This window comes from Paenibacillus sp. URB8-2 (assembly GCF_013393385.1).
Lineage (GTDB): Bacteria > Bacillota > Bacilli > Paenibacillales > Paenibacillaceae > Paenibacillus_AQ.
This window is the reverse complement of sequence record NZ_AP023239.1, coordinates 1165543-1190683: the sequence shown is the minus strand read 5'-3', so window position 1 is coordinate 1190683 and position 25141 is coordinate 1165543. Positions and strand designations below refer to the sequence as shown.

General features: G+C 54.7%; 19 protein-coding genes. 4 read left to right on the top strand and 15 right to left on the bottom strand.

What is annotated here, in order from left to right; genetic code table 11:
- Positions 1-90: 90 nt before the first annotated feature.
- From gltB to PUR_RS05495, 3 genes are all read right to left on the bottom strand, one after another.
- Positions 91-4686, bottom strand: coding sequence for a glutamate synthase large subunit (gltB, locus tag PUR_RS05505; protein WP_179034373.1), 4596 nt, complete (start codon positions 4684-4686; stop codon positions 91-93).
- A 346-nt stretch (positions 4687-5032) separates the two neighbouring features.
- Positions 5033-7387, bottom strand: a complete 2355-nt coding sequence (locus PUR_RS05500; protein WP_179034372.1) for a YhgE/Pip domain-containing protein — start codon at positions 7385-7387, stop codon at positions 5033-5035.
- A gap of 184 nt (positions 7388-7571) precedes the next feature.
- Positions 7572-8156 (bottom strand): TetR/AcrR family transcriptional regulator, encoded by a 585-nt coding sequence (locus tag PUR_RS05495; RefSeq protein ID WP_179037762.1) that lies wholly within the window; start codon positions 8154-8156, stop codon positions 7572-7574.
- A gap of 280 nt (positions 8157-8436) precedes the next feature.
- Between PUR_RS05495 and PUR_RS05490 the strand changes: the two genes are divergently transcribed.
- The gene (locus tag PUR_RS05490) at positions 8437-9624 is read left to right on the top strand and encodes an MGDG synthase family glycosyltransferase (RefSeq protein ID WP_179034371.1); all 1188 of its coding nucleotides are present in this window, start codon (positions 8437-8439) and stop codon (positions 9622-9624) included.
- Positions 9625-9820: 196 nt separating this feature from the next.
- Here the strand turns inward: PUR_RS05490 and PUR_RS05485 are convergent, their stop codons facing one another.
- From PUR_RS05485 to thpR, 3 genes are all read right to left on the bottom strand, one after another.
- Positions 9821-10504, bottom strand: a complete 684-nt coding sequence (locus PUR_RS05485) for a metal-dependent hydrolase (protein ID WP_179034370.1) — start codon at positions 10502-10504, stop codon at positions 9821-9823.
- 55 nt (positions 10505-10559) lie between these two features.
- Complete coding sequence (locus PUR_RS05480; protein ID WP_232101729.1) at positions 10560-11510, bottom strand: cell wall hydrolase; 951 nt, start codon at positions 11508-11510, stop codon at positions 10560-10562.
- A gap of 82 nt (positions 11511-11592) precedes the next feature.
- Positions 11593-12204, bottom strand: coding sequence for an RNA 2',3'-cyclic phosphodiesterase (thpR, locus tag PUR_RS05475; protein WP_179034369.1), 612 nt, complete (start codon positions 12202-12204; stop codon positions 11593-11595).
- Positions 12205-12293: 89 nt separating this feature from the next.
- Between thpR and PUR_RS05470 the strand changes: the two genes are divergently transcribed.
- Positions 12294-13250: a D-2-hydroxyacid dehydrogenase gene (locus tag PUR_RS05470; protein ID WP_179034368.1), complete on the top strand. Its 957-nt coding sequence runs from the start codon at positions 12294-12296 to the stop codon at positions 13248-13250.
- Here PUR_RS05470 and PUR_RS05465 read toward each other — a convergent pair.
- Positions 13247-14185: a TRM11 family SAM-dependent methyltransferase gene (locus PUR_RS05465; protein WP_179034367.1), complete on the bottom strand. Its 939-nt coding sequence runs from the start codon at positions 14183-14185 to the stop codon at positions 13247-13249. The two genes, PUR_RS05470 and PUR_RS05465, sit on opposite strands and share 4 nt — an antisense overlap.
- Positions 14186-14292: 107 nt before the next feature.
- Positions 14293-15708: a deoxyguanosinetriphosphate triphosphohydrolase family protein gene (locus PUR_RS05460; protein WP_179034366.1), complete on the bottom strand. Its 1416-nt coding sequence runs from the start codon at positions 15706-15708 to the stop codon at positions 14293-14295.
- Positions 15709-16070: 362 nt separating this feature from the next.
- On the opposite strand from PUR_RS05460, the gene PUR_RS05455 reads away from it, so the two are divergent.
- A complete protein-coding gene (locus PUR_RS05455) occupies positions 16071-16274 on the top strand; it encodes a TOBE domain-containing protein (RefSeq protein ID WP_124696813.1) in 204 nt (67 codons plus the stop codon).
- 189 nt (positions 16275-16463) lie between these two features.
- Positions 16464-17441, top strand: coding sequence for a helix-turn-helix transcriptional regulator (locus PUR_RS05450; RefSeq protein ID WP_179034365.1), 978 nt, complete (start codon positions 16464-16466; stop codon positions 17439-17441).
- A gap of 130 nt (positions 17442-17571) precedes the next feature.
- Here PUR_RS05450 and modB read toward each other — a convergent pair whose 3' ends face one another.
- The 7 genes from modB to PUR_RS05415 all read right to left on the bottom strand — a co-directional run bounded on the left by modB (position 17572) and on the right by PUR_RS05415 (position 25096).
- Positions 17572-18234 carry a molybdate ABC transporter permease subunit gene (modB, locus tag PUR_RS05445; protein WP_179034364.1) on the bottom strand — a complete coding sequence of 221 codons (663 nt, stop codon included), beginning with the start codon at positions 18232-18234 and terminating at the stop codon, positions 17572-17574.
- Positions 18235-18260: 26 nt separating this feature from the next.
- On the bottom strand, positions 18261-19037 hold the full coding sequence (gene modA, locus PUR_RS05440; RefSeq protein ID WP_179034363.1) for a molybdate ABC transporter substrate-binding protein: 777 nt from the start codon (positions 19035-19037) through the stop codon (positions 18261-18263).
- A 312-nt stretch (positions 19038-19349) separates the two neighbouring features.
- On the bottom strand, positions 19350-20243 hold the full coding sequence (nikC, locus tag PUR_RS05435; RefSeq protein WP_179034362.1) for a nickel transporter permease: 894 nt from the start codon (positions 20241-20243) through the stop codon (positions 19350-19352).
- 12 nt (positions 20244-20255) lie between these two features.
- A complete protein-coding gene (locus PUR_RS05430; RefSeq protein WP_179034361.1) occupies positions 20256-21260 on the bottom strand; it encodes an ABC transporter permease in 1005 nt (334 codons plus the stop codon).
- Between the two features lie 69 nt (positions 21261-21329).
- Positions 21330-22985 (bottom strand): ABC transporter substrate-binding protein, encoded by a 1656-nt coding sequence (locus PUR_RS05425; RefSeq protein WP_179034360.1) that lies wholly within the window; start codon positions 22983-22985, stop codon positions 21330-21332.
- A gap of 132 nt (positions 22986-23117) precedes the next feature.
- Positions 23118-24110, bottom strand: coding sequence for an ABC transporter ATP-binding protein (locus PUR_RS05420; RefSeq protein WP_179034359.1), 993 nt, complete (start codon positions 24108-24110; stop codon positions 23118-23120).
- Positions 24107-25096, bottom strand: coding sequence for an ABC transporter ATP-binding protein (locus PUR_RS05415; RefSeq protein ID WP_269474702.1), 990 nt, complete (start codon positions 25094-25096; stop codon positions 24107-24109). The genes PUR_RS05420 and PUR_RS05415 overlap by 4 nt, the downstream gene beginning before the upstream one ends.
- Positions 25097-25141 lie beyond the last annotated feature (45 nt).

The window sequence follows — 25141 nt, the reverse complement described above, 5'->3', positions numbered from 1 at the left end:
ATTTCAAAAAAAGCGGCAGCTCGGAGCCTTGCTCCAAACTGCCGCTTGCATTGCGTTATTTAAAAATATAAGAAAGTGTTAGCTTGCCGCTTAGCCGCCAACCCGTGCCAACTCGCGCATGTTCGCTTCAAAAGCGGCCATCAATGCGGCTTCGCCGGTCAGGCCGGTTTCTTCCACCTTGCGGATTTGGTCCATCATCCGTTTGTAATCCTTCGGAATGACACGGACAAATTTCGGCAGATTATCCTGCCAGCTATCCAGCACACGCTGTCCAAGAGCACTGCTCGTCAGCTCTGTATGACGGACGATCATGCCGTGCAGATCTTCGATCTCTTCGCTCTCCTCAACGCGCTCCAGCAGAACCATTTCCAGGTTGCAGCGGTTTACAAACGTATTGTCCGGATCGAATACATAGGCGATGCCGCCCGACATTCCCGCCGCGAAGTTGCGTCCGGTTCCGCCCAGGACGACAACGCGTCCGCCGGTCATGTATTCGCAGCCGTGGTCGCCCACGCCTTCAACGACAACCTTGGCGCCGGAGTTCCGGACCGCGAAGCGTTCGCCGGCAATACCGCTGATATAGGCTTCACCGCTTGTCGCTCCGTAGAATCCGGTGTTGCCGACAATGATGTTCTCCTCGGCGGCAAATGTCGCCTTCGGAGACGGCTTAACGATCAGCTTGCCGCCGGAAAGGCCTTTGCCGATGTAGTCGTTCGTGTCGCCCTCGACCGTAATGGTAATGCCCTTCGGCATGAAAGCTCCAAGGCTTTGTCCTGCAGAGCCGGTGAAATGCAGGCGAATCGTATCTTCCGGCAAGCCGACCGCGCCGTACTTGCGCGTCAATTCGCTGCCGAGAATCGTGCCGACGGCGCGGTTGACGTTCGTAATCGGCAGGGATGCCTCCACAACCGTTCCGTTCTCGATCGCCGGAGCCGCAAGAGAAAGCAGCGTGGATACGTCCAGCGTCTCTTCCAGCCCGTGATTCTGTTTCTTGCTGTTGAAACGCGTGCTGCCTTCAGGCAGTTCAGGCGTATGCAGCAATCCGCTGAGGTCGACGCCCTTCTTCTTCCAATGATACGAAGCTTGAACAGCATCCAGACAGTCGGTGCGTCCGACCATTTCTTGAATGGTGCGGAAGCCGAGGCTGGCCATAATTTCGCGCAGATCCTGCGCGACGAAAGTCATAAAGTTAACGACATGCTGCGGATCGCCAGCAAAGTTCTTGCGCAGATCCGGATTCTGTGTTGCGACGCCGACCGGACAGGTGTCCATCTGACAGACCCGCATCATGATGCAACCTACAGCCACCAGCGGCGCTGTGGCGAATCCGAACTCTTCGGCGCCCAGCAGCGCGGCTACGGCCAGATCGCGGCCGCTCAGCATTTTGCCGTCGGATTCCAGGACGACCCGGTCGCGCAGATTGTTCAGCATCAGCGTCTGATGCGTTTCGGCAAGACCCAGTTCCCACGGAAGGCCGGCATGGCGGATGGAGTTCATTGGCGACGCGCCTGTTCCTCCATCGTATCCGCTGATCAGGATAACGTCGGCACGGCCTTTTGCCACACCTGCGGCAATCGTTCCGACACCAACCTCGGATACCAGCTTCACGTTGATATTCGCGCGCGGGTTGGCGTTCTTCAGGTCGTAAATCAGCTCCGCCAAATCCTCGATGGAATAAATGTCATGGTGAGGAGGAGGCGAGATCAGACCCACGCCCGCCGTTGAACCGCGAACCTCGGCAACCCAAGGATATACCTTGCGTCCCGGAAGCTGTCCACCTTCGCCCGGCTTCGCGCCCTGTGCCATCTTGATTTGAATCTCATCGGCGTTCACCAGGTAATTCGACGTTACGCCGAATCGGCCGGATGCGACCTGCTTGATCGCACTGCGGCGGGAATCCCCGTTGGCATCCGGAGTGAAGCGCGCCGGATCTTCCCCGCCTTCACCGGTATTGCTCTTGCCGCCGATGCGGTTCATCGCAATCGCCAGCGTCTCATGCGCTTCCTTGCTGATCGAGCCGAAAGACATGGCTCCGGTCTTGAAGCGTTTCATGATCGATTCCACCGGTTCCACTTCTTCCAGCGGAATCGGCTCACCTACCTGCTTGAATTCAAGCAGGGAACGAAGCGTCTGATGCTTCTTGCTCTCGCCCTGAACAAGGGCGGAGTATTTCTTGTACATATCGTAATCGCCGCTGCGTACGGAATGCTGAAGCATGTGGATTGTCTGCGGGTTAAACAGATGATCCTCCCCGTCGCTGCGCCATTGGTATTCACCGCCGGAATCCAGCACTTTGTCCTTGCCGTCCTTATCGGAGAAGGCACGGTTGTGATGTACCAGAGTCTCCGCAGCCACTTCTTCCAGACCGATGCCGCCAATGCGGGACGGAGTCCAGGTGAAGTAGCGGTCAACGAACTCAGAATTCAGGCCGACCGCCTCAAAGATTTGGGCGCCACGGTATGACTGGATCGTGGAAATGCCCATCTTGGACAGGATTTTGACGACGCTCTTGGTCGCGGCTTTAATGTAGTTCTTTACGGCCTTCTCATGCGAAACGCCTCTCAGCAAGCCCTGGGCAATCATGTCGTCCAAGCTCTCGAACGCCAGGTACGGATTTACCGCGCTCACGCCGTAGCCGAGCAGAAGCGCATAATGATGCACTTCGCGCGGTTCGCCGGATTCCAGCAAAATCGTAACTTTGGTCCGCGTACCTTGACGGATCAGATGGTGATGCAGGCTCGATACGGCAAGTAGAGCCGGAATGGCCGCATTCTCTCGGTCTACTCCGCGGTCGGACAGAATAAGAATATTGTGGCCCTTATCGATAACCCGGTCAGCGGCTTCGCTCAGACGGTCAAGCGCGGTACGCAGCCCTTCGGCCCCCAGCTCCGCCGGGAACAGAATCGGAATAGTCATCGCCTTGAAGCCGGCGCGGCGCACATGTCGGATCTTCGCGAAATCCTCATTGGACAGAATCGGTGTCTCAAGCGCGATCTGTCGACAGCTTTCCGGTTCTGGTTTAAGCAGGTTGCGCTCCGGTCCGATTGTCGTTGTCGTCGAAGTAACCAGCTCTTCGCGGATAGCGTCGATCGGCGGGTTGGTTACCTGGGCGAACATTTGTTTAAAGTAGTTATAGAGCCGCTGCGGACGGTCGGACAGCACCGCCAGCGGAGCGTCATAGCCCATCGAGCCGATCGCTTCGGCGCCGCTGGAAGCCATCGGCTCCAGCACCTTGCGCAGGTCCTCGAACGTATAACCGAAAGACTGCTGCAGCTGCTGAACGTTGTCATGCTTCGGATTCGGCAGCTCCGGAGCATCCGGAAGCTCGCTGAGGCCGATCAGATGCTCGTCGAGCCAGTCGCGGTACGGATGCTCGGAAGCGATGGACGCTTTCACTTCCTCGTCGGAAATAATGCGGCCTTCCTGCGTGTCGACCAGCAGCATGCGGCCCGGTCTCAGCCGGTCCTTGTACAGCACATTTTCCGGCGGGATATCCAGTACGCCCGCTTCGGAGGACAAAATAATCAAATCGTCCTTCGTTACATAATAGCGCGAAGGCCGCAGACCGTTGCGGTCAAGGATCGCGCCGATTTGCACGCCGTCGGTGAAGCCCATGGCGGCAGGCCCGTCCCATGGCTCCATCAGGGTGCTGTGGTATTCATAGAACGCCTTCTTCTTCTCGTCCATGCTGTCGTGGTTGCTCCACGGCTCAGGAACCATCATCATCGCCACATGAGGCAGGGAACGGCCGCTCAGGTACAAGAACTCAAACGTGTTGTCGAACATCCCCGTGTCGGACCCGTCCGGGTTGATGATCGGCTTGATTTTGTCCAGATCGCTGCCGAACACTTCGCTCTTGAACAGCGACTGGCGGGCGTGCATCCAGTTCACGTTGCCGCGCAGCGTGTTGATTTCGCCGTTGTGAATCATGAAGCGGTACGGATGCGCGCGCTCCCAGCTCGGAAACGTGTTGGTGCTGAACCGGGAGTGGACGAGTGCGATCGCCGATTCCAGCTTTTCATTCTGAAGATCGAGATAGAACTGACCAACCTGCTCGGTGGTCAGCATTCCTTTGTAAACGATTTTGCGGCAGGACAAGCTCGGCAGGTAGAAGGAGTCTCCCTCTTCCAATCCGCCGTAGCGGACAGCCAGCTCCGCCCGTTTGCGGATCACGTACAGTTTGCGTTCGAAGGCAAGATCGCCCTGAACATCGCCGGAGCGTCCGATAAATACCTGGCGTACATAAGGTTTGGCGGCCTTTGCCGTCTTGCCCAGCATGTCGTCGCAGGTAGGAACGTCGCGGAAGCCCAGCAGCGTCTGCCCTTCTTCGGCGATAATGTCGCTCAGAATGCGCTCGTGAGCTGCGCGGATGCCTTCGTTATGAGACACAAAAAGCATGCCGACACCGTAACGGCCCGCCTCCGGCAGTTCAAAGCCGAGCGCTTTCGCTTCTTCGGAGAAGAATAGGTGCGGAATTTGCAGCATAATACCCGCGCCGTCGCCGGAATTCGGCTCGCTTCCCTGGCCTCCGCGATGCTCCATATTGGCGAGCATGGTTAAGGCGTTGCTGACAATCTCATGAGAAGGCTTTCCTTTGATATGGGCGACAAAGCCCATGCCGCAGGCATCTTTCTCGAACTGGGGATCGTAAAGGCCCTGTTTAGGGGGCAGTTCTGTGTGTCTCATCTTACGCAACCTTTCTATAATAAAGTGGGGCATTATTAATAATTATTCAACGCAGAGTGGTTATATTATTTTATCATCGACCTCACATGAGCGCAATTTAAACTTTTTTATTATACTGATTAAGATTAGCTTTTGCGTCACAGCTTTAGCGAAATAAAGCCTGAATCATCTCCCTGATGAATATTTATACATAATAATTGAATAAGGTCTTATAAATTGAAAGCGCTATACACATGTAATCCTTTTGTAATATTAATGGGAAAGCGTTTTTTTTACCTGTATAAACCAAAAAGCGCCCTAAAAGGGCGCTCCGGTGAAAACCGCTTGCAGCGGTTCCATTATGGCGTTATACAGACAAAACTTGTTCACTATTTAATTCAACTTGTGAATCGCGTCCACGGGTCATAAAGTACAAAAGTGTCAGAAGAAGGAAGCCGACGCCATAAATAGCCAGCGTACCCGCATCGCTCCACATTCTGCCGTAATCGCCTGTAGAGATGACCGATCTGAAGCCCTGCACGCTGTAACTCATCGGAAGCAGCGGATGGATCGACTGCATCCATTTCGGAATGACCTCAAGCGGGAAGGTGCCCGCGCTTGTCGTGAGCTGGAAGATCAGCAGCACAATCGCGACGAATCTACCGGGCTGATCCAGCCAGGTCACCAGAGCCTGGATGAGCCACATGAACGAGATGCTGACGATAAACGTAAACGCATAGAACCTCGGCACGCTCTGAACCTCGAGTCCAAGCCCGTAGAGCAGGATCGACGCCGCCACCAGGGACTGCAGAAGGCTCATAGTGGAGAAAATAAGCGTGCGGCTGGCAAACCGGTTAAACCGGCTTGCCTCCTCAACCGTAGTGGTACGGAGCGAGATGACGATCGTGCAGATCAGCGCTCCGACGAACAGGCCCAGGGACAGGAAATAAGGAGCGAGCCCGGTACCGTAGTTCGGCACTTCGCTCAGCGTTTCCTGATTCAGCTCGACCGGCTCGGCGAACATGCCGACGGTCTCGTCTGTCTTCTTGACGGCGCCCGTCTTACCCGCCGCATCGTCCAGCTTGCCCGCAAGCTCCGCAGATCCGGACTTCAGGTCGGTCGTACCGTCCTTCAAATCTCCCGCGCCGTCGGCCAATTTCTGCGAGCCTTCCGCCACCGAGCCGATGCCGCCGCCAAGCTTGGCGACTCCGGCCGCAAGCGCCGACGCGCCCGATTCTAGCTTGGCGCTGCCTTCCGCCAGCTTGCTGCCGCCCTGGGCCGCTTCGCCGAGCTTGGTCCCGAACTGCTGCATGCCGGCCGACAGCTTGCCGCCGCCGGCTGCAAGCGCCGACGCGCCTTGAGCGAGCTGCTGCTGCCCCTCGGCCAGCTGCGAGGCGCCGGCGCTCAGCTGCTGTGCTCCGCTGTTCAGCTCGCCCGAACCGGCCGCGAGCCGCTGCGCTCCGTCATGCACCTGCGCGGCGCCCTGCGCCAGCTGCTCCTGGCCGCTGTGCAAATCGCTTGCGCCCTGCGCGAGCTGCGCCTGGCTCTGCTGAAGCTGCGCGCTGCCTTCGGCAACCGCCTTGCTTGCGGCGATCAGCTTCTGCACATCGGCGCTCGCCGCGAGCTGCGGATTGGCCGCTGCCAGCTGCTGAAGCCCATCCGAGACGCTCTTGGCCCCGGCGCTTACCTTCGCGCTGCCGTCGGCCGAGGCCTTGAGTCCGTCTGCCAGCTTCGCGCTGCCGTCGACTGAAGAAGCCAGGCCGGCTTGCAGCTTCCCGCTGCCGCCCGCGACGGAATCCGCTCCGCTTTGGAGCTTCGCGCTGCCGCCCGCGACGGAATCCGCTCCGGTCTGAAGCTTCGCCGCTCCTTGGGCCGACTGCTGCAGCCCGCCGCTCAACTGCTTGGCGCCAGCCGCCGACTTCGCTGCGCCGTCCGCAAGCTGCTTATGGGCGGCGGACAGCCGGTTCAGCCCGCCGGCCAGGGAACTGCCGCCCGTTTGAAGCTGGGCGGCCCCGGTCTTGATCGCCGCGGCGCCCTGCTTCAGCGGCTGGACGCCGCTGAGCAGCTTGCCCGCGCCATCGTTCAGGACAAGCAGATTACTCTTCAGCTTGGACGCGCCGTCGTCCAGCTTGCCGGCGCCGTCGGCGATTTTGGACGCCCCGTCGCTGGCTTCGCCAAGCCCGCTTGAGATATCGGTGATTTTGTCGAAGACGGAATCCGCATACGCCTCCGTTATCTTCGCGGATACTTTGGCTTTTAGCTCCTTGGCCGCCGAACCCGCGATGGTGCTTGCCGTGAAGTTCTCGCCCTGCTTCGGCTCGTAAATGAGCTGTGCAGGCGTCGGATGATCATCCAGCAGCGTCGTCGCATTGGCGGAGAAATTTTCCGGCACAATGATCGCCACATAATACTCGTCTTTCGTAAGTCCCTCCGCCGCCTGCTCGCGGCTGACAAAACTCCAGTCGAAATCTTTGCTTTTCTTAAGCTCCTCCACCAGATCATGCCCGGCATTCAGCCTGGTTCCTTCGTAGTCAGCGCCCTTGTCTTCATTGACGATCGCAATGGGCATCTTATCCAGATTGCCGTAAGGGTCCCAGAATGCCTTGAGATACACTCCGCTGTACAGTATCGGAATGAACAGCACGACCAGAAGGGTAATCAGCGTCATCGGCTTCTTGAATGCCGTACCCAAGTCTTTGGTAAAGACAGATAATGATTTCATTCCGGTCCTCTCCTTATGAATTTTTTTATGTTTTTGCTGTATTGCTGTAATAACCGCTGACTATTTTCCCCGATTGGTCAATAAAAGGAATAAAAAAAGCCCACACGGCTTTTCCAATGATAGTCCCGCCCAATCGGCACGGCAGCGAAAAGCGCCTTACACCCCGGCAGCCTTCCGCCCCCTCTTACGATTGCTTCTGTTCCAGCCCTTCGGCCAGAAACAGCCGGAAATACGATTTGATCTGCTCCTTGTCCAGAGGCTCGCGCAGTTTGTTTAACTCGGAGGTCAGCACGATATACAGCTTCAGCATAACCACCGATACGACCTTGGGATCGCACGGCTTGACTTCTCCCTTCCCGATGGCGTGTTCCACCTCCCGTTCTATATACCCGAGGATGACACTCTCAAGCTTGTCGAGGCCTTCCTGCGCCTGCGGCGTGCCGAATTCGCGCTTTTCCTGGGAAAGCTTGATAAACAGCTCATGCTCGCTCCGGAATTCAAGCAGGGCGTCCAGCACCCGCTGCAGGTTATCGAAGAAAGGCTTGTCGCGCCTGATCTCCCGTTCGGCGATATTTTTCATTTCGAGGATAACCGTGTGAAGAATCTCGTCAAACAACTGCTCCTTGTTCGAAAAAAAAGTATAGATGGTGCCTTTGCCGACGTTCGCGATTTTCGCCACCTGATCCATCGTTGTCGCCTTGTACCCGAATAGTGAAAAAGATTTCGCCGCCGCCTTGATCACCTGCTGCCTTCGGTCCACCACTGCCACTCTTTGCACGTCCTTTCCGCCGCTCTGTGAAATGCTGTTCAAGCATTCTGACCGTTTTACGAATATGGTCATTTAGTCACTGATTAATTTACCACTTTGACCGCCGGATTGCAATACATTCCCAAATGTTTTATTTTTAATTTCTTGCAGTGTTTTAACTTTCTATTTACGTCTTATTTGTATAATGTGAAAAGAGAACAGAATTTCTGAGCGAATATGGCGTATAGTGAATGTAACAGACTTTGCAATTCTATTGATATGGAAAGTAGCGGGTGACATTATGCGAAAGAAAAGAGTACTGCTGTTTTCGGAAGGCTTTGGCACTGGCCATACAGGGGCAGCCTATGCTCTGGCTGAAGGAATCAAGCGCCTCAATCCGGCAGTCCAGTGCCGGGTCATCGAGCTGGGCAAATTTTTGAACCCGACGGTGGCTCCGTGGATTCTTTCCGCCTACCGCAAGACTGTCAGCAGCCAGCCGAAGCTGGTCGGCATGCTGTACAAGACGCAATATCACAGATCGCTGAACCGTTTCACCAAATTGGCGCTGCACCGGGTTTTTTATACTCATGCCCGGCAAGTCATCGAGCAGCTTAAGCCCGATCTTATTATATGTACTCACCCTCTTCCCGCCGCCGTCGTTTCCAGGCTGAAGCGTCTGGGGCTGAACGTGCCGCTATACACGCTGATTACCGACTACGACGCGCACGGCAGCTGGGTTAACGCAGAGGTGAACCGCTATCTCGTCTCCACCTCCCGGGTCAAGTCGATTTTGACGGGACGCGGTATTCCCGCCGAACAGGTAACGGTAACAGGCATCCCCGTCCACCCCAAGTTCTGGGAACGATCGAGCAAAGAGACGCTCCGTCAGGAGCTTGGACTTGCAGATATGCCTACGGTGCTTGTTATGGGCGGCGGCTGGGGCCTAATGTTCGGCGAAGGGTTCATGAACGCGCTGACGGCCAAGATGGATCAGATTCAGCTCGTCTTCTGCATGGGCAGCAATGATAAAATGGTGGAAAAAATGCGCAGCGATCCCCGGCTCCGGCATCCGAACGTTACCATTCTCGGATACAGCAGCGACGTCAACAAGCTGATGGACGCCGCCGATCTGCTGATTACGAAGCCGGGCGGCATGACCTGCACCGAGGCGTTGGCCAAAGGCATTCCGATGCTGTTCTACCAAGCCATTCCCGGGCAGGAAGAGAAAAACTCCCAATACTTCGTCGAACTCGGGCTTGCCGAGGTGCTGGACTCCGAGAGGGTCGTCGATAAGTGGTTCCGGCTCCTGCGGCGCGAGTACGCGGAGCTTGAGGAACAGCGTCTCCGCCGGCTCTCGCCCGACCGCTACCAGCCGCGGCACTGCGCGGTAACGGTACTGGAAATGCTCGGCAATCCGGAGGATCTGTCCGGGAGCCGGAGCGCCCATGCTCAGCCGCGCACCGAAGAAGCGGTATATTTGACGCCTTAACCTTGGACGAATAAGAATAAACGGCTTCGCCATCCTCCGTAAAGGAGGCATTTAAAAAAAGGATGATCGGCCCATTAAGCCGGTCATCCTTTTTGTCGTCGGAAAGGGCTGGGCATGCTCTCTCGGGTATTATGGTGCAGCCCCGGCAGGGCAGCGCCCGATAAAAGAAAATCTGCGTGCCACCCGCGTCTTCTTCCTAAACCTCCAGGCTTTCCCCGGCTTTGAGCGGATAGCCGTCAATGCCTTCCTGCTTCAGCCGGTCGCAGAACTGCGTTCCGTCCTGCTCGATAGCCGGAAACGTGTTGTAATGCACCGGAATGACCTTGGCGGCCCGCAGCCAGCGCGCAGCAAGCAGCGCATCGTCCGGTCCCATCGTCAGCATATCCCCAATCGGAAGCGCAGCGATGTCGATGGCATTGCGCTCTCCGATCAGCCTCATATCTCCGAACAGCGCGGTATCCCCGGCATGGAACAGCGTCTTGCCTTCAAGGTTCAGCAGAATTCCCGCAGGCTGGCCAAGATAAATCCAGTAGTCACCCTCCTGTATGGAGGAGGAGTGGAAAGCAGGGGTATATTTTACGGTGAATCCCGAATACGTATGCGCGCCGCCTATATTCAGGTGCTTGACTTTAGCGCCTTTAATCCGGCAGTATTCGGCAAGCTCATACACCGCGAATATCGGGCAGTCGTTGTTCTTGGCAATCTCCACCGCATCCCCCAGATGATCGGAGTGACCGTGAGTCAGCAGCACGGCGTCCACCCGAATATCCCCGGGCGCGATACCCGAATGGGGATTTCCCGACAAGAACGGATCAATAATAATCTTGGCGTCGGCAGCTTCAACCAGCAGCGCGGAATGGCCGTAGTAGGTAACTTTCATAATATTTCCCCTCCTCTGTTCATATAGTTAGATTACCCTATAACAGAAAGATGAACTATCTATAGAAGCTATGATTTCCGATTTTCCTGGAAAATGTGCGGGAGTGGTGCACGGTAAGATCCTGGGCCAGCGTAAGCGAAAGAAAATAATAGGTATCGTCGGTGACGGCCTTGACTCCGGTAAGCGCGGCGGCAACCGCCCTGACAGACTCCCGATTCGGCTTGACCCGGTTCAGCCGCCCATTGGCTACCGGGCTGAACTGAAATCTTTGGTAAATCACTTTTTTAATTGTATTGGGAAAATTGGCTGACCGCAGCCGGTTCAGAACAACGTTGGCGACTGCCACCTTGCCCTCGTACGGTTCGCCTTCCGCCTCTGCCATTACGATTCTCTGCAGCAGAAGCACATCTTCTTCGGATACCGCGTAGCTCCGGGTCGCCTGGTCTCGCTCTTCCCGGCTTAACAGCCTGCTCCGTGAGAAGTAAAGTATTGCGGGGGGATGTTGCTGAGATACGACAGCCTTCTTGACCGCAGGCTGACCCGCCGCTGCCCCGGATGCCGCTTTCCGCCTCGCTTCGTGGACGCTCTGCGGGATTCTCATTGCGGCGGCTGCGAAGGTTCCGCCCTTTACCGTTACGGCCGAGGCGGCTCGACCCTTTCGGTTCCATTCTTTCGCGCTCAGCCATTCAGCGGCGAGCGCCGGTTTCCAGGCGGACCGGGGTGCCCGGTATACGGTGGACAGCTTGAGCTGGACCTGCCGGACTATGGCGGCTTCGGGTGCAAGGCCCGATTCCGCCGCCGGCTTGGTCCTATTAGCCGTTTTCACGGCCATATCGCCGGTCTCCGGCGCAGACGAAAGCCGCGGCGACTGCAAACGGCCCATATGGACCTTGTCCCGCTCTCCGCTCCGGCCCTGACTGGGCAAAAGTAAAATTATCGCAGAGAAACACACCAGTATGACGCCGAACAGCGGCATCACCCAGCGGTTTTGTTTGAATATGTGCATGTCATTCCTCCTAGTTTTAAGGCACATTCCAACTATATGTAACCGAAAATGAGAGGTTTGAACATGTTTTTCCCCTATTTTTTTAAATGGTTATCTTTTCAACAATATCATACATCGGTTTATTATGCATCCGAGTTGCAAAAAGAACCAATTGATTAACTCTCCAGGACGCATGCAATGCCGCCTCTTCCCGTGTGAGCTCATCAAGCTGTCCGGGGGCGAAAGCCCCTTCTCCCCTGTATTTGCGAGCGAGCGTCACATGAGGCTTGTAAGCGCGCTCCTCCGCGCGAAATCCCAGCGGCAGCGTGGCCGCCACAATCCGGCCTTGCAGTTCCCGCAGCCGGTCCGTCTCGCCGCCTAATCCCGCCCACAGGACGCGCGGTGCAGCCGGTGCCCCGAAGACGCCCGCTTCACGCAGCGACAAAGTGAACGGCCCGAAGTCCGCGGCGGCCTTCCTCAATGCCGATACAAGCGCCGGAATGGCCCGCGAGTCGGTATCCCCCAGAAACTGGAGCGTAATATGGTAGTCCTCTTCATGGACCCACTTGGAAAAGGAAAGCTCCCTGGACAGCCTGCGGCACATGCCGCCCACGGCTCCGCGAAGTTCGGGGGATAATCTCACCGCTGTGAACAGCCTCTCGGGAGCCAAGTCTTTTTTGCCGTCCGTCATTCCGTCCGTCATTCCATCATTCATGGTCATTTCACCTTTCTTCGCGGTTTTGATATTCTTAAAGAATATTTTGTTTCTTAAATATAGAAATTCTTTGTCGGGAGGGAACCATTTTGGCAAAATCGATTGTATGTCTGCAGTCTTTGACGAAAGAACAGGAGGAAGCGATCCGCAAGGCCGCTCCCGGCTATACCTATGTGCACAGCGACGCCAAGCAGCCGGACCTTGACGCTCTTGCCGAGGCGGAGATCGTTATCGGCTGGGCAAAAGGAATCTCCGATTGCCTGCTTCGCGAAGGCACGCCGCTCCGCTGGGTGCAGGCTTGGTCCGCGGGCGTCGAGAAGCTGCCGCTTGACCGGCTGGAACAACGGGGAATTGTGCTGACCAACGCCAGTGGCGTACACGCCGAACCCATCTCCCAGGTCATCTTCGGATTTATGCTGATGTTCGTACGCAACCTGCATACGGCCATCCGCAATCAGGAGCGCCATATCTGGAATTCGGATGAAACCGAGACCGAGCTGACGGGCAAGACAGTTGTCATTGCCGGCACCGGCGAAATCGGAGCTGCAACGGCGAGAATCGCCAAAGCTTTCGGGATGAGAACCATAGGCGTGCGCCGGATTGACGATCCGCTGCCCGGCTTCGACGCCATGTACACGACCAGCCGATTGAAAGAGGCCGTGATCGAGGGCGATTTTGTCATTAACACGCTCCCGCTCACCGATGAGACGCGCTATTTGTTCGATGCCTCCGTGTTCTCCGCTTTTAAGGAGGGCTCCTACTATATTAATATTGGCCGTGGAGGCACCACCGATACGGAGGCATTGACCGAAGCGCTGGAGAACGGACGGCTTCGCGGCGCGGGACTGGATGTGTTCGAAACGGAACCTCTGCCGGAAGATCATCCCCTGTGGGACATGAAGCAGGTGATCATCACTCCCCATGTCGCCGGATTGACCGATCATTACAGCGACCGCCTCGTCGATATTTTTACCGAAAATATGAAATCTTATTTGGTTTCCGGCGCTCCGTTGAGCAATGTGATTGACTACCGCCGCCAATATTAACGGCACAGCCACAGCGAACGCTTGAAGGTGCCTTTGGACACCGTGCAGCCGCCCTTTAGTTCAAAACCGGCCGCGGCGATACTCTCCTCTACCGGCTGCGTGGAAATAATGACCGCGCGGCCGGTCAACCGGCGGAGCGCTTCCAGCATCTCTCTTGTGTCCGCCGGCGAAAGGACCGAGCACAGATTATAAGGCATGTCCAGCACTGCCGCGTCATAGCAGCCGGACAGATTTCTCATGTCGCCGAGCGTCACGATATGCTCCGGATAGCCGAAATGGCGAAGATTCCCCCTCGCTCCCCGCACGGCGAGCGGATTTAGATCGCAGCCGGTCATGTCCATACCCATGGACAGCCCTTCGATCAGGACGTTCCCCATCCCGCAGCAGGGATCGAGAATCCGCAGACCTTCCGGACGCGGAGCCGCGATGTTGGCGACCGACCGGGACAGCGCCACGCCAAGCCCCGTCGAATAGTTATGCGGTTTAAGCTTTCGCCGCTGCCAGCTCCTGTCGCTCTCATGGTACTCGCCAAGCATAATGACGCCCTCATGTATGACCAAACCGAATACGCGGTCTGGCGACCGCATATCGGCCGTGCCGGTCATATGACGGCCGACTGTTTTCTCCAGTTCTCTGCGTTCTTCATAAGTTCCGCCCCCTTCCTTCGGACAGAACAGCTTAAAGGTCTCTCCTGCTCCAAACTCAACCCCCCCGGCAAACGCCGCGATGGTATCCATCGAATCCGAAGCACATAAAATGTCGATTCTGCCCGAAATAAACGGACTTCGGCCAGGGTTGATCTTTTCCCGGGCAATAATTACCCCTGGGGACAGAACATCTCCCTGCAATAAAACATCCAGCTCCAGTGAACACAGTCCGCTTTCATTCTCATGACTGCGGTATATATACAAATAAGGCGTCCGTTTGTAATCCATCCGGTACCTGTCCCGCCTTTCCGTTCATTCATAATTATCCATAAAAAACGCCCTCTCTGTATTTCGCAGAGCCAGGCGTCAAAAGTAAATCAATTGTGAGCATCTCTTTAATCCAGGTCGTAGATCGAGCCGACTTTAAGCCCGAACAGCTCGTTGTAAATTTTCTCGGCAAAAGCATCCGTCATTCCGGCAATATAGTCGATCACCATATGCTCCCAGGTCCAGATTGGTCTGGGACGGCGCTGGTCCTTTTCAAAACGCTGCAGCCAATCGGTCGGGATAATTGCCTTCGACGTATCCGGGTCGACAAAAGCGCCCCACAGCTTCCGCACAATCCATTCGCTGCGCTTCTGCAGCCGCTGTACGCGCAGGTCGCGGATCATCGTCACCCAGGCAAAGCTTTTCAGGACGCTTACCGTACGCAGCAGGTCCTCGTCCTCTTTTCCTTCCTTAATAAAGGTAACCTTCTTCCAGTCACCGTCCGAAATGACGCCGAGGCTGCCGACAAAAGTGCTGACCCAGTAGGCTTTGACTTCGCGGCGGGTCCGAGAATAATCATTTTCGCAGGTCGGCATTTTCTCCTTCCAGATGCGCAGGAACGAATTCAGCACCTCTTCCACCTTGGGCCGTATCGATTCCTCCGTCCATCCGTGCCAGAAAGAGTCCTCCAGCGTCATGATTTTCTCGACAATCAGCCTCAAAATATACGGATCATGCATGAAAAACTCATGAACCTCGATCTTCCCGGCCTTAATGCCGTCCTCAAGGTCATGGGCGGAATAAGCGATATCGTCGCATAAATCCATCAACTGGGCTTCAAGCGTCTTCTTGCCTACCGGGATGCCCCATTCCGAGCGGATATGCGAGATGTATTCCCACTCATGCAGATACATTCCCTTTTTAAGCGCCGTTCCGGGAAAAGGATACTTGTTGATTCCGAGCAACACCGCATCCGACAGATTAAGTCCGTCGATATTTTCGCGCTTTTCCAGAAACATGATGAGCCTGAAGTTGTGCGCGTTGCCTTCAAAATGCTCATATTTGGTTCTCATTTCGTTATAAATCTCGAGTTTGCGGACCGGGTCCGCCGCCGCTCCTGTAACCAGCGCCTTCTGCGTAGTCTTCTCCTCAATCATACGGTCCAGAATGCTGTCGAGCACTTCTTCCCCTTTATGTCCAAACGGCGGATGACCGAAGTCATGGGCAATCGCCGCACATTCGACCACCTCCGGATCAATGACCAGTCCCGGATTTTCGGCTTGTCCCGTCTCCACTTCCGGATAAGAACGCAGCAGGCTTTTCGCCGCTTCCCGGGCAATTTGCGCTACTTCAAGCGAATGGGTCAAACGCGTCCGGTAATAATCGCCGGTGCCTGCGCCGAATACTTGGGATTTGCCTTGAAGCCTGCGGAAGGTAGGCGAATGGATCAGCCGGGAATAATCGCGTTCGTAAACGGCCCGCGACGTCTCCTGCCGGGTGATCTCCGGATATTGGCGGTGTTCTCTTTGTTCAACTAGTGTCATATCCCCCACCCCTTTTAATGGCGATCTGTCTTTAATACTTCATTATAGTTCATTTTCGGTAAAAGTTTCACTAATCCCGCTTATATTTTTGCCGGTTAGAGGTCAGAATAACTCCAATGCCGTTATCCGTTCTTATATGCCCTTATTCAGGAAAATTTCCGCTTTTTCCCGCTAAAGTGATATGGTTTCTCAAAATATATCATCCATACTCAAAATACCTTGTTTTTCCAAGTGTTATGTAGTATAATTTTGTTATATCAAGTTTGTTTTAGTTATATTTTGATATAATCATTTATAATTAGACATCAAGAATCACTTCCTATATATCTCTTTATTACCCAAAATGAGAGGAGAATGCACAAATGAAACTTAGCGCTAGAAACCAATTGGAAGGCCGTGTGACGTTGGTAAAATCAGGACCTATCAATGCAGAGGTTGTTATTGATGCCGGCGGACAAACGATTACTTCCATTATCTCTCTGGATGCTCTTGAAGAACTCGGAATCAAAGAAGGTTCTACCGTTACAGCCCTTTTCAAGGCTTCCTCCGTTTTGTTGATGGCCTAAGGTGGCTGTCCGCTTTCAACAATCAGACGCCAAAGAACCGGATGTACATCTCCTTTGATGTGCGCCCGGTTCTTTTCTATTCTCCACCCCGCAGTAATTGCGTCCGGGCAAAAAATAAGGTAGTCTTGTGTTAATGCACTCACAGTGCGACGGCTGCCGGCGCAGCCTACTTTTAGGAGGCTTTATCTAATGTCCGACAATACATCCTATACAACCGAAGAGGTTGCCCAGCTGCTTAAAATATCGAAACTTAAGGTCTATGACCTTATTAAAAAAGGCGAACTTTCTTCTTATCGGGTCGGCAAACAAATGCGTGTGGACGCCTCGGATCTCGAAATGTACAAGCAGCAGTCCAGAGGAATCGGACGCCAGGCTTCCATGCTCGCTTCGGCGCAGGCGCCGATTCAGAGCGCGCCCCCTGCCCATAACCAGGCTCTTCCGGGCGGATTCCGTTCATCCGTGCGCGATATCGTCATTACCGGTCAGGATATCAGTCTTGATATTATTGCGCAGCATTTGGAAAAGTTCTCTCCCTCACTGCGCCCGCTGCGTTCATACGCGGGAAGTCTTGACAGTCTGATTTCCATGTATCGAGGAGAATCGGATATCGTCAGCACCCATCTTCTTGACGGCGATTCGGGTGAATATAATATTCCTTATATCCGCAAGCTTCTCGTTGGTTCCAGCTTCCTTGTCGTCCGCTTGTTGGGAAGAGCAGCCGGCCTGTATGTACAGAAGGGCAATCCCAAGGGACTTCATGCCTGGAAAGACTTGGGACAGCCTGGTCTGCGGCTCGTTAACCGGGAAAGAGGATCGGGCGCGCGGGTGCTTCTGGATGAACAACTCCGCCTGAACAGCGTGAACGGTACGAATATCGACGGTTATTCAACCGAAGAAATCAGCCACTTGACGGTTGCCGGCAAGATTGCCCGCGGCGAAGCCGATGTCGGCGTCGGAAATGAAAAAGCCGCCCGTATGGTCGAAGGCGTGGATTTTATTCCGCTAATCCAGGAAAAGTACGATCTGGTTATGCTGAAACGTCCGGAGAACCGGGAGTGGATCTCAGCGGTGCTCGAAATATGCCGCTCCAAAGCGCTGCACAATGAGCTTGGCTCGCTGTACGGATATGACTTGTCCGAAACCGGGAACATCATTTACGAAACGTAAGCCCTCACGCTGAAACGAAATAGCTATCCCAATCTTCAAACGCTGAACACTTAAAAATAAACCCTCCCCTATCCATTAAGCCTCTACGCTGCTGGATGAAGGAGGGTTTTTCTGCGCTAGATGTCCCTTTTCAGGAATATCGGTTGACAAACATCAGCATAATTGCCGAGATGACGATAATGGAAATAACCCACAGCCACGCTAGTGTCATGTCCCCGCCGTCTACGGCCACATAAATGGCTGTCGGAATCGTCTGGGTACGGTTAGGAATATTCCCGGCCACCATGATCGTCGCTCCGAACTCGCCGAGTCCGCGGGCGAAGCCAAGGACATAGCCTGCCGCAAGCGTCCGGATGGCGAGCGGAAGCGTTACATAGCGAAGCACTTGAAACTCTCCCGCTCCCTGCGCGCGAGCCGCATCTTCCAAATCTCGGTCGACGCCCTCGAAACCGGCTTTCAGTGTGCGGTAAACGAGCGGAAAAGCGACCACGACGGACGCAATTACCGCCGATCCCCAAGTGAACAGAATCGTTCCGCCGGTTAAATTTTCGTACCATTCGCCAAGCCAGCTTCTTCTTCCCAACACGACCAGAAGTACAAAACCCACAACCGTAGGCGGAAGAACCAAGGGCAGCAAGAGCACGGTTTCGATTAGGCTGTGGCCCGGAAACTTCCGGTTCGCCATCGCTTTGGCAATCGCCGCCGCCAGGATGAATACAACCAAGCTGGTTATTACTGCTATTTTAATCGATAGCCACACCGGGGCCATAAAGTCGGTCCAATTGATGTCCATGTCCTCAACCCGCAGTCATTTAATAATTAGTAGAGCAAAAATCCAAATGATTTAAATACGCTGGTTGCCGCGCTTGTTTGAAGATAAGCGTAGAACGCTTCGGCTTCGGTCTTATGCTCTGTGCTCTTAACGATGCCGAGCGGATAGTTAATTGGTTTATGGGCGAAAGAGGCTACTTTCAGAGCTATTTTAACTTTACTGGAGGTCAGAGCATCGGTTTTGTAGACAAAGCCCGCGTCCGCATTGCCTGTTTCAACATAGGAGAGCACAGTGCGCACGTCTTTGCCAAAGACCAGTTTGCTTTGCAGCGGGTCCCAAATCTTTTTGAAAGTCAGCGATTGCTGCGCATATTGTCCGGCCGGTACTGATTCCGGCTGGCCTACTGCCACTTTCTTGAACGAAGCGCCCGTAAGCTGCGAGATCGTGGTAAGCTTCGCTTTCGAGTTCGCAGGAACTACAACCACCAGTTGATTTTTCAGCAGTTCTTTATTGGTGGAAATGAGCCCGCCATCAACGAGAGCTTTCATTTGCTTATCGCCTGCCGAGAAGAAAATATCAGCCGGAGCGCCCTGCTCGATTTGCTTCTGCAATGTGCCGGATGCAGCATAGTTAAAGACGAGATCGATATTCGGATGGGCTTTCTCGTATTGAACGGCGATTTTATCCAGGCTGTCCTGCAAACTCGCTGCTGCCGATACGATAATTTGGGTCTTGCCCGCAGCCTCTGCCTTACCGCTTGTGGCCAGGGGCGTTGCAGCGAATAATGCCACCGCCATGACTACCATTGCTAGCTTTTTTAACATTCTCCCAATCCTCCAATGTATGTATTCATATGATTTAGGAGCTATTCTAGCACACATTTCGATAACCGACTATATATTTTGTTATAATATATGTGTTTTTGTTAAGTTTAAAAATAATTTATGAATTCTTGTCGAAATAACATGAGATAACTCAAGGCAATTAACCTCACACAACTTTCTCACATCTCTCCCTCACTTCTCGCAAGATTCAAAGCCGGGATTATCCTTCCGCAAAAAAATACCCTCCAGCCCTTGGCGCTTGGCTTAAAGCCGCACTCAAGGATCTGAAGGGTGTGGGAAACTATGAAACTGTTAGTTTTTCGTCCGGGGATCAAGCACATCGCGCAGACCGTCGCCCATCAGATTGAAGCCGAGCACGGTCATCATAATGGACAGACCCGGGAAGACGACCGTCCAGGGCGCCTTCTGGATAAACTGGCGGGAATCCGACAGCATTTTGCCCCATTCGGGTTCCGGAGGCTGGGCGCCGAGCCCGAGAAAGCCGAGCGCGGCCGCTTCGATAATCGCGGTGGCGATGCCGAGCGTCCCCTGAACGATAATCGGCGTGAGGCTGTTCGGCAGGATGTGGGTGAGCAGAATGCGGGTGTTCTTCATGCCGATTGCCCTCGCTGCCGTAATGTACTCCTCCGACTTCAGGCTGAGCACCTTCGCTCGCACAAGCCGCCCGTAAGTCGGAATGTTGACGATGGCGATGGCGTAAAGGGCGTTCTGCAGCGACGGCCCGAGAATGGCCACGATGGCGATCGCCAGCAGAATGCTTGGAAACGCGAGCAGGATATCGAACAGGCGCGAAATGAGCATGTCGATCCATCTGCCGTAAAAGCCGGCAAGCACGCCGAGCAATGTGCCGACGATAATGGAGCCGATGACGGAGAAAAAGCCCACCCAAAGCGAAATGCGGGCGCCGTAGAGGATACGGGTGAACATATCTCTGCCGAGGTCGTCCGTTCCGAACCAATGGTCGGCGGAAGGCGCCTTCAGCCGGTCCATCAGCACCTGCTCCTTGTAATCGTAAGGGGCGATGAACGGTGCCAGCGCCGCGATCAGGATAAAGAACACGATAATGCCGAGTCCGAGCATCGCCGTTTTATTTCTGCGGAATGCCTTCCATGCGTCGCGCCAAGGGCTGGAGACCTTTTCGGCAGAAGCGGCTTCCGAATTTACGTTTAATGATGCCTGTGACAAAAGGTTCCCTCCTTACTTGTATTGAATGCGCGGATCGATGGCGGCATACAGCAGATCCACAAGCAGATTGATGATAACGAAAATAAAAGCGATGATGAGAATTCCGGATTGGATAACCGGATAATCGCGCGAGCTGATCGCTTCAAATATATACCGTCCCACGCCCGGCCAGGCGAAGATCGTCTCTGTCAGCACCGCGCCGCCGAGCAGAGCTCCCGTCTGCAGACCAACGACGGTCAGCACGGGAATCAGCGAATTTTTCAGGGCGTGCTTGTACACGACGAGGAACTGTGACAGTCCCTTGGCTTTGGCCGTGCGGATATAGTCGGAATTCATGACCTCCAGCATACTGGAGCGTGTCATCCGGGCGATAATCGCCATCGGAATCGTTCCAAGCGCGATGCTCGGGAGAATCAAATGCTTGATGACGGTCCAGAGCTGATCCCAGCGTCCCGCCAAAATACTGTCGATTACATACAAATTGGTGATGCTCTCCACCGGGTCCCGCTGATTCATCCTTCCGATCGAGGGCAGCCAGTGAAGCTTTAACGCAAAAACCAGTTGTTCCATGAGGCCAAGCCAGAATATCGGCATGGACACTCCAATCAGCGCGATAATCATCGCGGTATAGTCAAACCATGAGTTCTGCTTCCAGGCACTCAAAATGCCGGCATTTATGCCGACGAAGGTGGCGAACAGCATCGCGGCCGCCGTAAGCTCCAGCGTTGCCGCCAGGTAAGGAACGATTTCTTTGGCAATCGGCGTCTTGGTGCGGATGGAGGTCCCCAAATCGCCTTTCAGCAGATCGCCCATGTAATCAAAGTACTGCGAAATCCAGGGCTTGTCGAGACCGAGCTGTTCCCGCAGCGCCTGTTTGGACTGCTCTGTCGCCTTCTGGCCCAGAATCGTCTCCGCCGGATCTCCGGGAATGGCATGGATGATAGAAAATACGATAATCGTCATGCCGATCAAGACGGGAATCAGCACCATGACACGTTTTAATAAGTAGGAACTCAAGAACGATCACCTTCCTTACACGGGCTTGCCGCCGCTGACTTAGCGGCGGCAAGATCGTGTGCTATGAAGCTATTCGAAGTAAACTTCGCTGTAATATTCCGTGCCTGTCGGACTCGGAACAAAGCCTTTTAAGTTTGCTTTGGCTGCAAGCAGCGGAGTTGTATGAACAAGCGGAATCCAAGGAGCGTCTTCTTTGATGATAACCTGAGCCTGCTTGTACAGGTCGGCGCGTTTGTTTTGATCGATTTCTTTTTGCGCTTCGACCAGAATCTTGTGCAGGTCTTCGTTTACATAGAAGTTGCGGTTGTTGCCCGGAATGGAATCCTTGTCAAGTAAAGTGTAAATGAAGTTGTCAGGGTCGCCGTTATCGCCTGTCCAGCCGAGCATGTAGATGTCGTCCTTCTCGCCGGCTTTCGTGTCATCCAGATAAGTTGCCCACTCCGGAGACTCGATGACGGTCTTCACGCCGATCTTCTCCCAGTCCGCCTGAATCGCTTCGGCGACCTTCTTGCCGTCCGGCATGTAAGGACGGGATACCGGCATAGCGTACAGGGTTACCGTATCCGGCAGGCCGTTCGGGTAACCGGCTTCCGCCAGCAGCTGCTTCGCTTTGTCCAGGTTATACTCATAATCCTTAACCTGGTCGTTATAGCCCCACAGGGACGGCGGCATCGGATTGACAGCCGGCTGCGCCTGTCCGGCGAAGAATGCGTCGATGATCGCCTGTTTGTTGACGGCATAGTTCAGCGCCTGTCTTACTTTTACATTGTCGAAAGGCTTCTTCTTGAAGTTGAAGCCGAGGTATGCCACGTTAAACGGAGGACGTTCGATCTTTTGCAGATCGCTGTTGCCTTCGAGCGTTGACAGATCGTCCGGGCTCAAATCTTCCATCAGGTCGATTTCGCCGTTTTGCAGCGCATTGAAGCGAGCGGAGTTGTCCGGAATGGAACGGACGATCACCTTGTTCAGCTTCGGAAGTCCTTCTTTCCAGTAGCTTGCATTCTTTTCGAGCGTAATGGAATCGTTATGCTTCCATTCCTTGAAGACGAACGGACCTGTGCCGACCGGCTCGTTCTTGAAGTTCGCTTTCTTTTCTTTGATCGCCGCCGGGCTTGCGATGCCGAAGGAAGTCATCGCAAGGTTTTGCAGGAAAGGAGCTTGCGGCTGATTCAGCGTAAACTGTACGGTCAGATCGTCGACAGCTTTAACTTCCTTAATAACGCGCGCACCGTCCGGTCCGAACATGGAATCATAGTAATCGAAGGAATCGCCTTCGAATTTATATTCACTCTTCGGATCGCTCCAGCGCTGGAAGTTGAATACAACCGCCTCGGCATTGAAGTCCGTGCCGTCATGGAACTTTACGCCCGGATGCAGCTTGAACGTATAGGTCAGGCTGTCCGTCGATACTTCCCAGCTATCGGCCAGGGAAGGCTGGACTTCAGAGGTTCCCGGTTTGTACTCCAGCAGGGAATCGAATACCTGATGGTCGATTTTCAAAGATTCGCCGTCGGTAATAATCGCGGGATCGAGCGAAGCGGAATCGCCGCCGCGGCCCACAACAAGCGTATCCTGCGTCGAAGCGCCGGCCGATGCCGTGCTTGCTGGCGAACTGGTCGCCGCCGCGCCGTTATTCGAGCTTGCGTTGTCGCCGCCGCCGCAGCCGCTGAGCACGAGTCCCGCGCCAAGCGTAAGTGTTAAAGCCAGACTGCCCCATTTCTTCATTTTCGTTAAAACCCCTTTCTCCCCACAAATGTTTATGATGCGTTTATATAGAGCCGCTCTGAAAGGGCGGCCATAAACCGTGTCTCTGCGCAAAAGGCAGAGTTTCCGGCAATGCCCTGCCGGTTCCTTCTCCTATACCAACTGTGTTTTGGCTTCCCTGTTGTACAGATAACAGGCGGTCAGGTGTCCGGCTTCCGTCTCCGCAAGCTGCGGGCGCGTATTCCGGCATATATCCATCACATGCGGACATCTTGTACCAAAGGCGCAGCCGACCGGTGCGTTCGCCGGGCTCGGAACCTCGCCCTGAAGGATGATGCGCTCCTTCCGCAAATCCGGATCGGGTTCGGGAACCGCCGACAGCAGCGCCTGTGTATAAGGATGCTGGGGATGGGAATACAGCTTCTCCTTGTCGGTAATCTCCACGATCCGTCCCAGGTACATCACCGCGACCCGGTCGCAAATATGCTTTACAACGCTGAGATCATGCGCGATGAATATGTAAGTTAATCCGAATTCGCGCTGCAAATCCTGCATCAGGTTAATCACCTGCGACTGGATGGATACATCCAGCGCGGAGACGGGCTCATCCGCCACAATCAGCTTCGGCTGAAGGGCAAGCGCCCGGGCGATGCCGATCCGCTGCCGTTGGCCCCCGGAGAACTGATGCGGGTAACGCTGAAGGTGGGCCTTCGACAGGCCGACGACGTCGGCCAGCCGCTGAACGGCGGCCTTGCGCTCTTTCGCGTCGCCAACGCCATGCACGATCATTGGCTCCTCCAGAATCCGCTCCACGGTGTTGCGCGGGTCCAGCGAAGAGAACGGGTCCTGGAATACAATCTGCATATCCCGGCGCCGTTTGCGCAATTCTTCCATAGAAAGCTTGCGGATGTCCTGCCCCTCAAAAAGGATTTCCCCGGCCGTCGGCTCGATCAGCCGAAGCAGCGAGCGTCCGGTCGTCGATTTGCCGCAGCCGCTCTCTCCCACCAGACCGAATGTCTCGCCTCTGCGGACCGCGAACGAAATATCGTCCACCGCCTTGACGTAGCCCTGCGTTTTATTCAGAAACCCTTTTATAATCGGGTAGTATTTCTTGAGTCCCTTAACTTCCAGCAAATGTTCACTCATACCGCATCCTCCTGACTACCGTCATGCAGCCAGCATCTGCAGCTGTGCCGGTTCTCCTGAAGCGTAAGCTCCGGCAGAGACTGGCGGCATATATCCATAACATGGGAACAGCGCGACGCAAACCGGCAGCCCTGCATATTTTTGCTCAAAATAGGCACATTGCCCGGAATGGAATACAATCGCTCGCGGGTCTCGTCCATTCTCGGCACGGAGGCGATGAGTCCCTGGGTGTAAGGATGCAGCGGATTTTTGAAAATATCGTGCACCGAGCCTTCCTCCACAACTTTGCCGGCGTACATGACCGCGACCCGGTGGCACATTTCCGCAACGACGCCCAAATCGTGGGTAATCATCATAACGGCCGTGCCCTGCTCCTCGTTGAGACGGCGGATCAGATCCAGAATCTGAGCCTGAATCGTCACATCAAGCGCGGTTGTCGGCTCGTCCGCGATCAGCAGCTCCGGACTGCAGGAGATCGACATCGCGATCATCACCCGCTGGCGCATGCCTCCCGACAATTGATGCGGATATTCGTCAATAATGGCTTCCGGTCTTGGTATGCCGACCTTACGCAGCATTTCCACCGCATGCTCCCGGGCTTCCTTTTTGGACAGTCCCCGGTGCAGACGCACCGTTTCAATAATTTGCTGGCCGACGGTGAACAGCGGATTGAGAGAGGTCATCGGCTCCTGAAAAATCATAGACACGGCGTTGCCGCGGATTTTCCGCATTTCCTTTTCTTTAAGCGGCACGATATCCGTCCCCTTGAATACAATGCGGCCGTCCACAATGCGGCCCGGCGGACTCGGCACGAGCTTCAGCACGGACAGGGAGGTGACGCTTTTTCCGCAGCCCGATTCCCCCACCACGCCCAGCACCTCTCCGGGATTGATGTAGAGATCGACGCCGTCAACCGCAGGCACTTCCCCTTTTTCAGTAAAGAAATGCGTATGTAGATTCTCAATTTTCAAAATAGGTTGGATCAAAGAAGTTTACCTCTTTTCGGTAAAAAATTGAACGTGGGTCAAATT

Excerpts from the sequence above, each read along its gene's own strand:
- gltB (WP_179034373.1), bottom strand. The coding sequence starts at position 4,686 with ATGAGACACACAGAACTGCCCCCTAAACAGGGCCTTTACGATCCCCAG.
- PUR_RS05500 (WP_179034372.1), bottom strand. The coding sequence starts at position 7,387 with ATGAAATCATTATCTGTCTTTACCAAAGACTTGGGTACGGCATTCAAG.
- PUR_RS05490 (WP_179034371.1), top strand. The coding sequence starts at position 8,437 with ATGCGAAAGAAAAGAGTACTGCTGTTTTCGGAAGGCTTTGGCACTGGC.
- PUR_RS05485 (WP_179034370.1), bottom strand. The coding sequence starts at position 10,504 with ATGAAAGTTACCTACTACGGCCATTCCGCGCTGCTGGTTGAAGCTGCC.
- PUR_RS05480 (WP_232101729.1), bottom strand. The coding sequence starts at position 11,510 with ATGCACATATTCAAACAAAACCGCTGGGTGATGCCGCTGTTCGGCGTC.
- thpR (WP_179034369.1), bottom strand. The coding sequence starts at position 12,204 with ATGAATGATGGAATGACGGACGGAATGACGGACGGCAAAAAAGACTTG.
- PUR_RS05465 (WP_179034367.1), bottom strand. The coding sequence starts at position 14,185 with ATGGATTACAAACGGACGCCTTATTTGTATATATACCGCAGTCATGAG.
- PUR_RS05460 (WP_179034366.1), bottom strand. The coding sequence starts at position 15,708 with ATGACACTAGTTGAACAAAGAGAACACCGCCAATATCCGGAGATCACC.
- PUR_RS05455 (WP_124696813.1), top strand. The coding sequence starts at position 16,071 with ATGAAACTTAGCGCTAGAAACCAATTGGAAGGCCGTGTGACGTTGGTA.
- PUR_RS05450 (WP_179034365.1), top strand. The coding sequence starts at position 16,464 with ATGTCCGACAATACATCCTATACAACCGAAGAGGTTGCCCAGCTGCTT.
- modB (WP_179034364.1), bottom strand. The coding sequence starts at position 18,234 with ATGGACATCAATTGGACCGACTTTATGGCCCCGGTGTGGCTATCGATT.
- modA (WP_179034363.1), bottom strand. The coding sequence starts at position 19,037 with ATGTTAAAAAAGCTAGCAATGGTAGTCATGGCGGTGGCATTATTCGCT.
- PUR_RS05425 (WP_179034360.1), bottom strand. The coding sequence starts at position 22,985 with ATGAAGAAATGGGGCAGTCTGGCTTTAACACTTACGCTTGGCGCGGGA.
- PUR_RS05420 (WP_179034359.1), bottom strand. The coding sequence starts at position 24,110 with ATGAGTGAACATTTGCTGGAAGTTAAGGGACTCAAGAAATACTACCCG.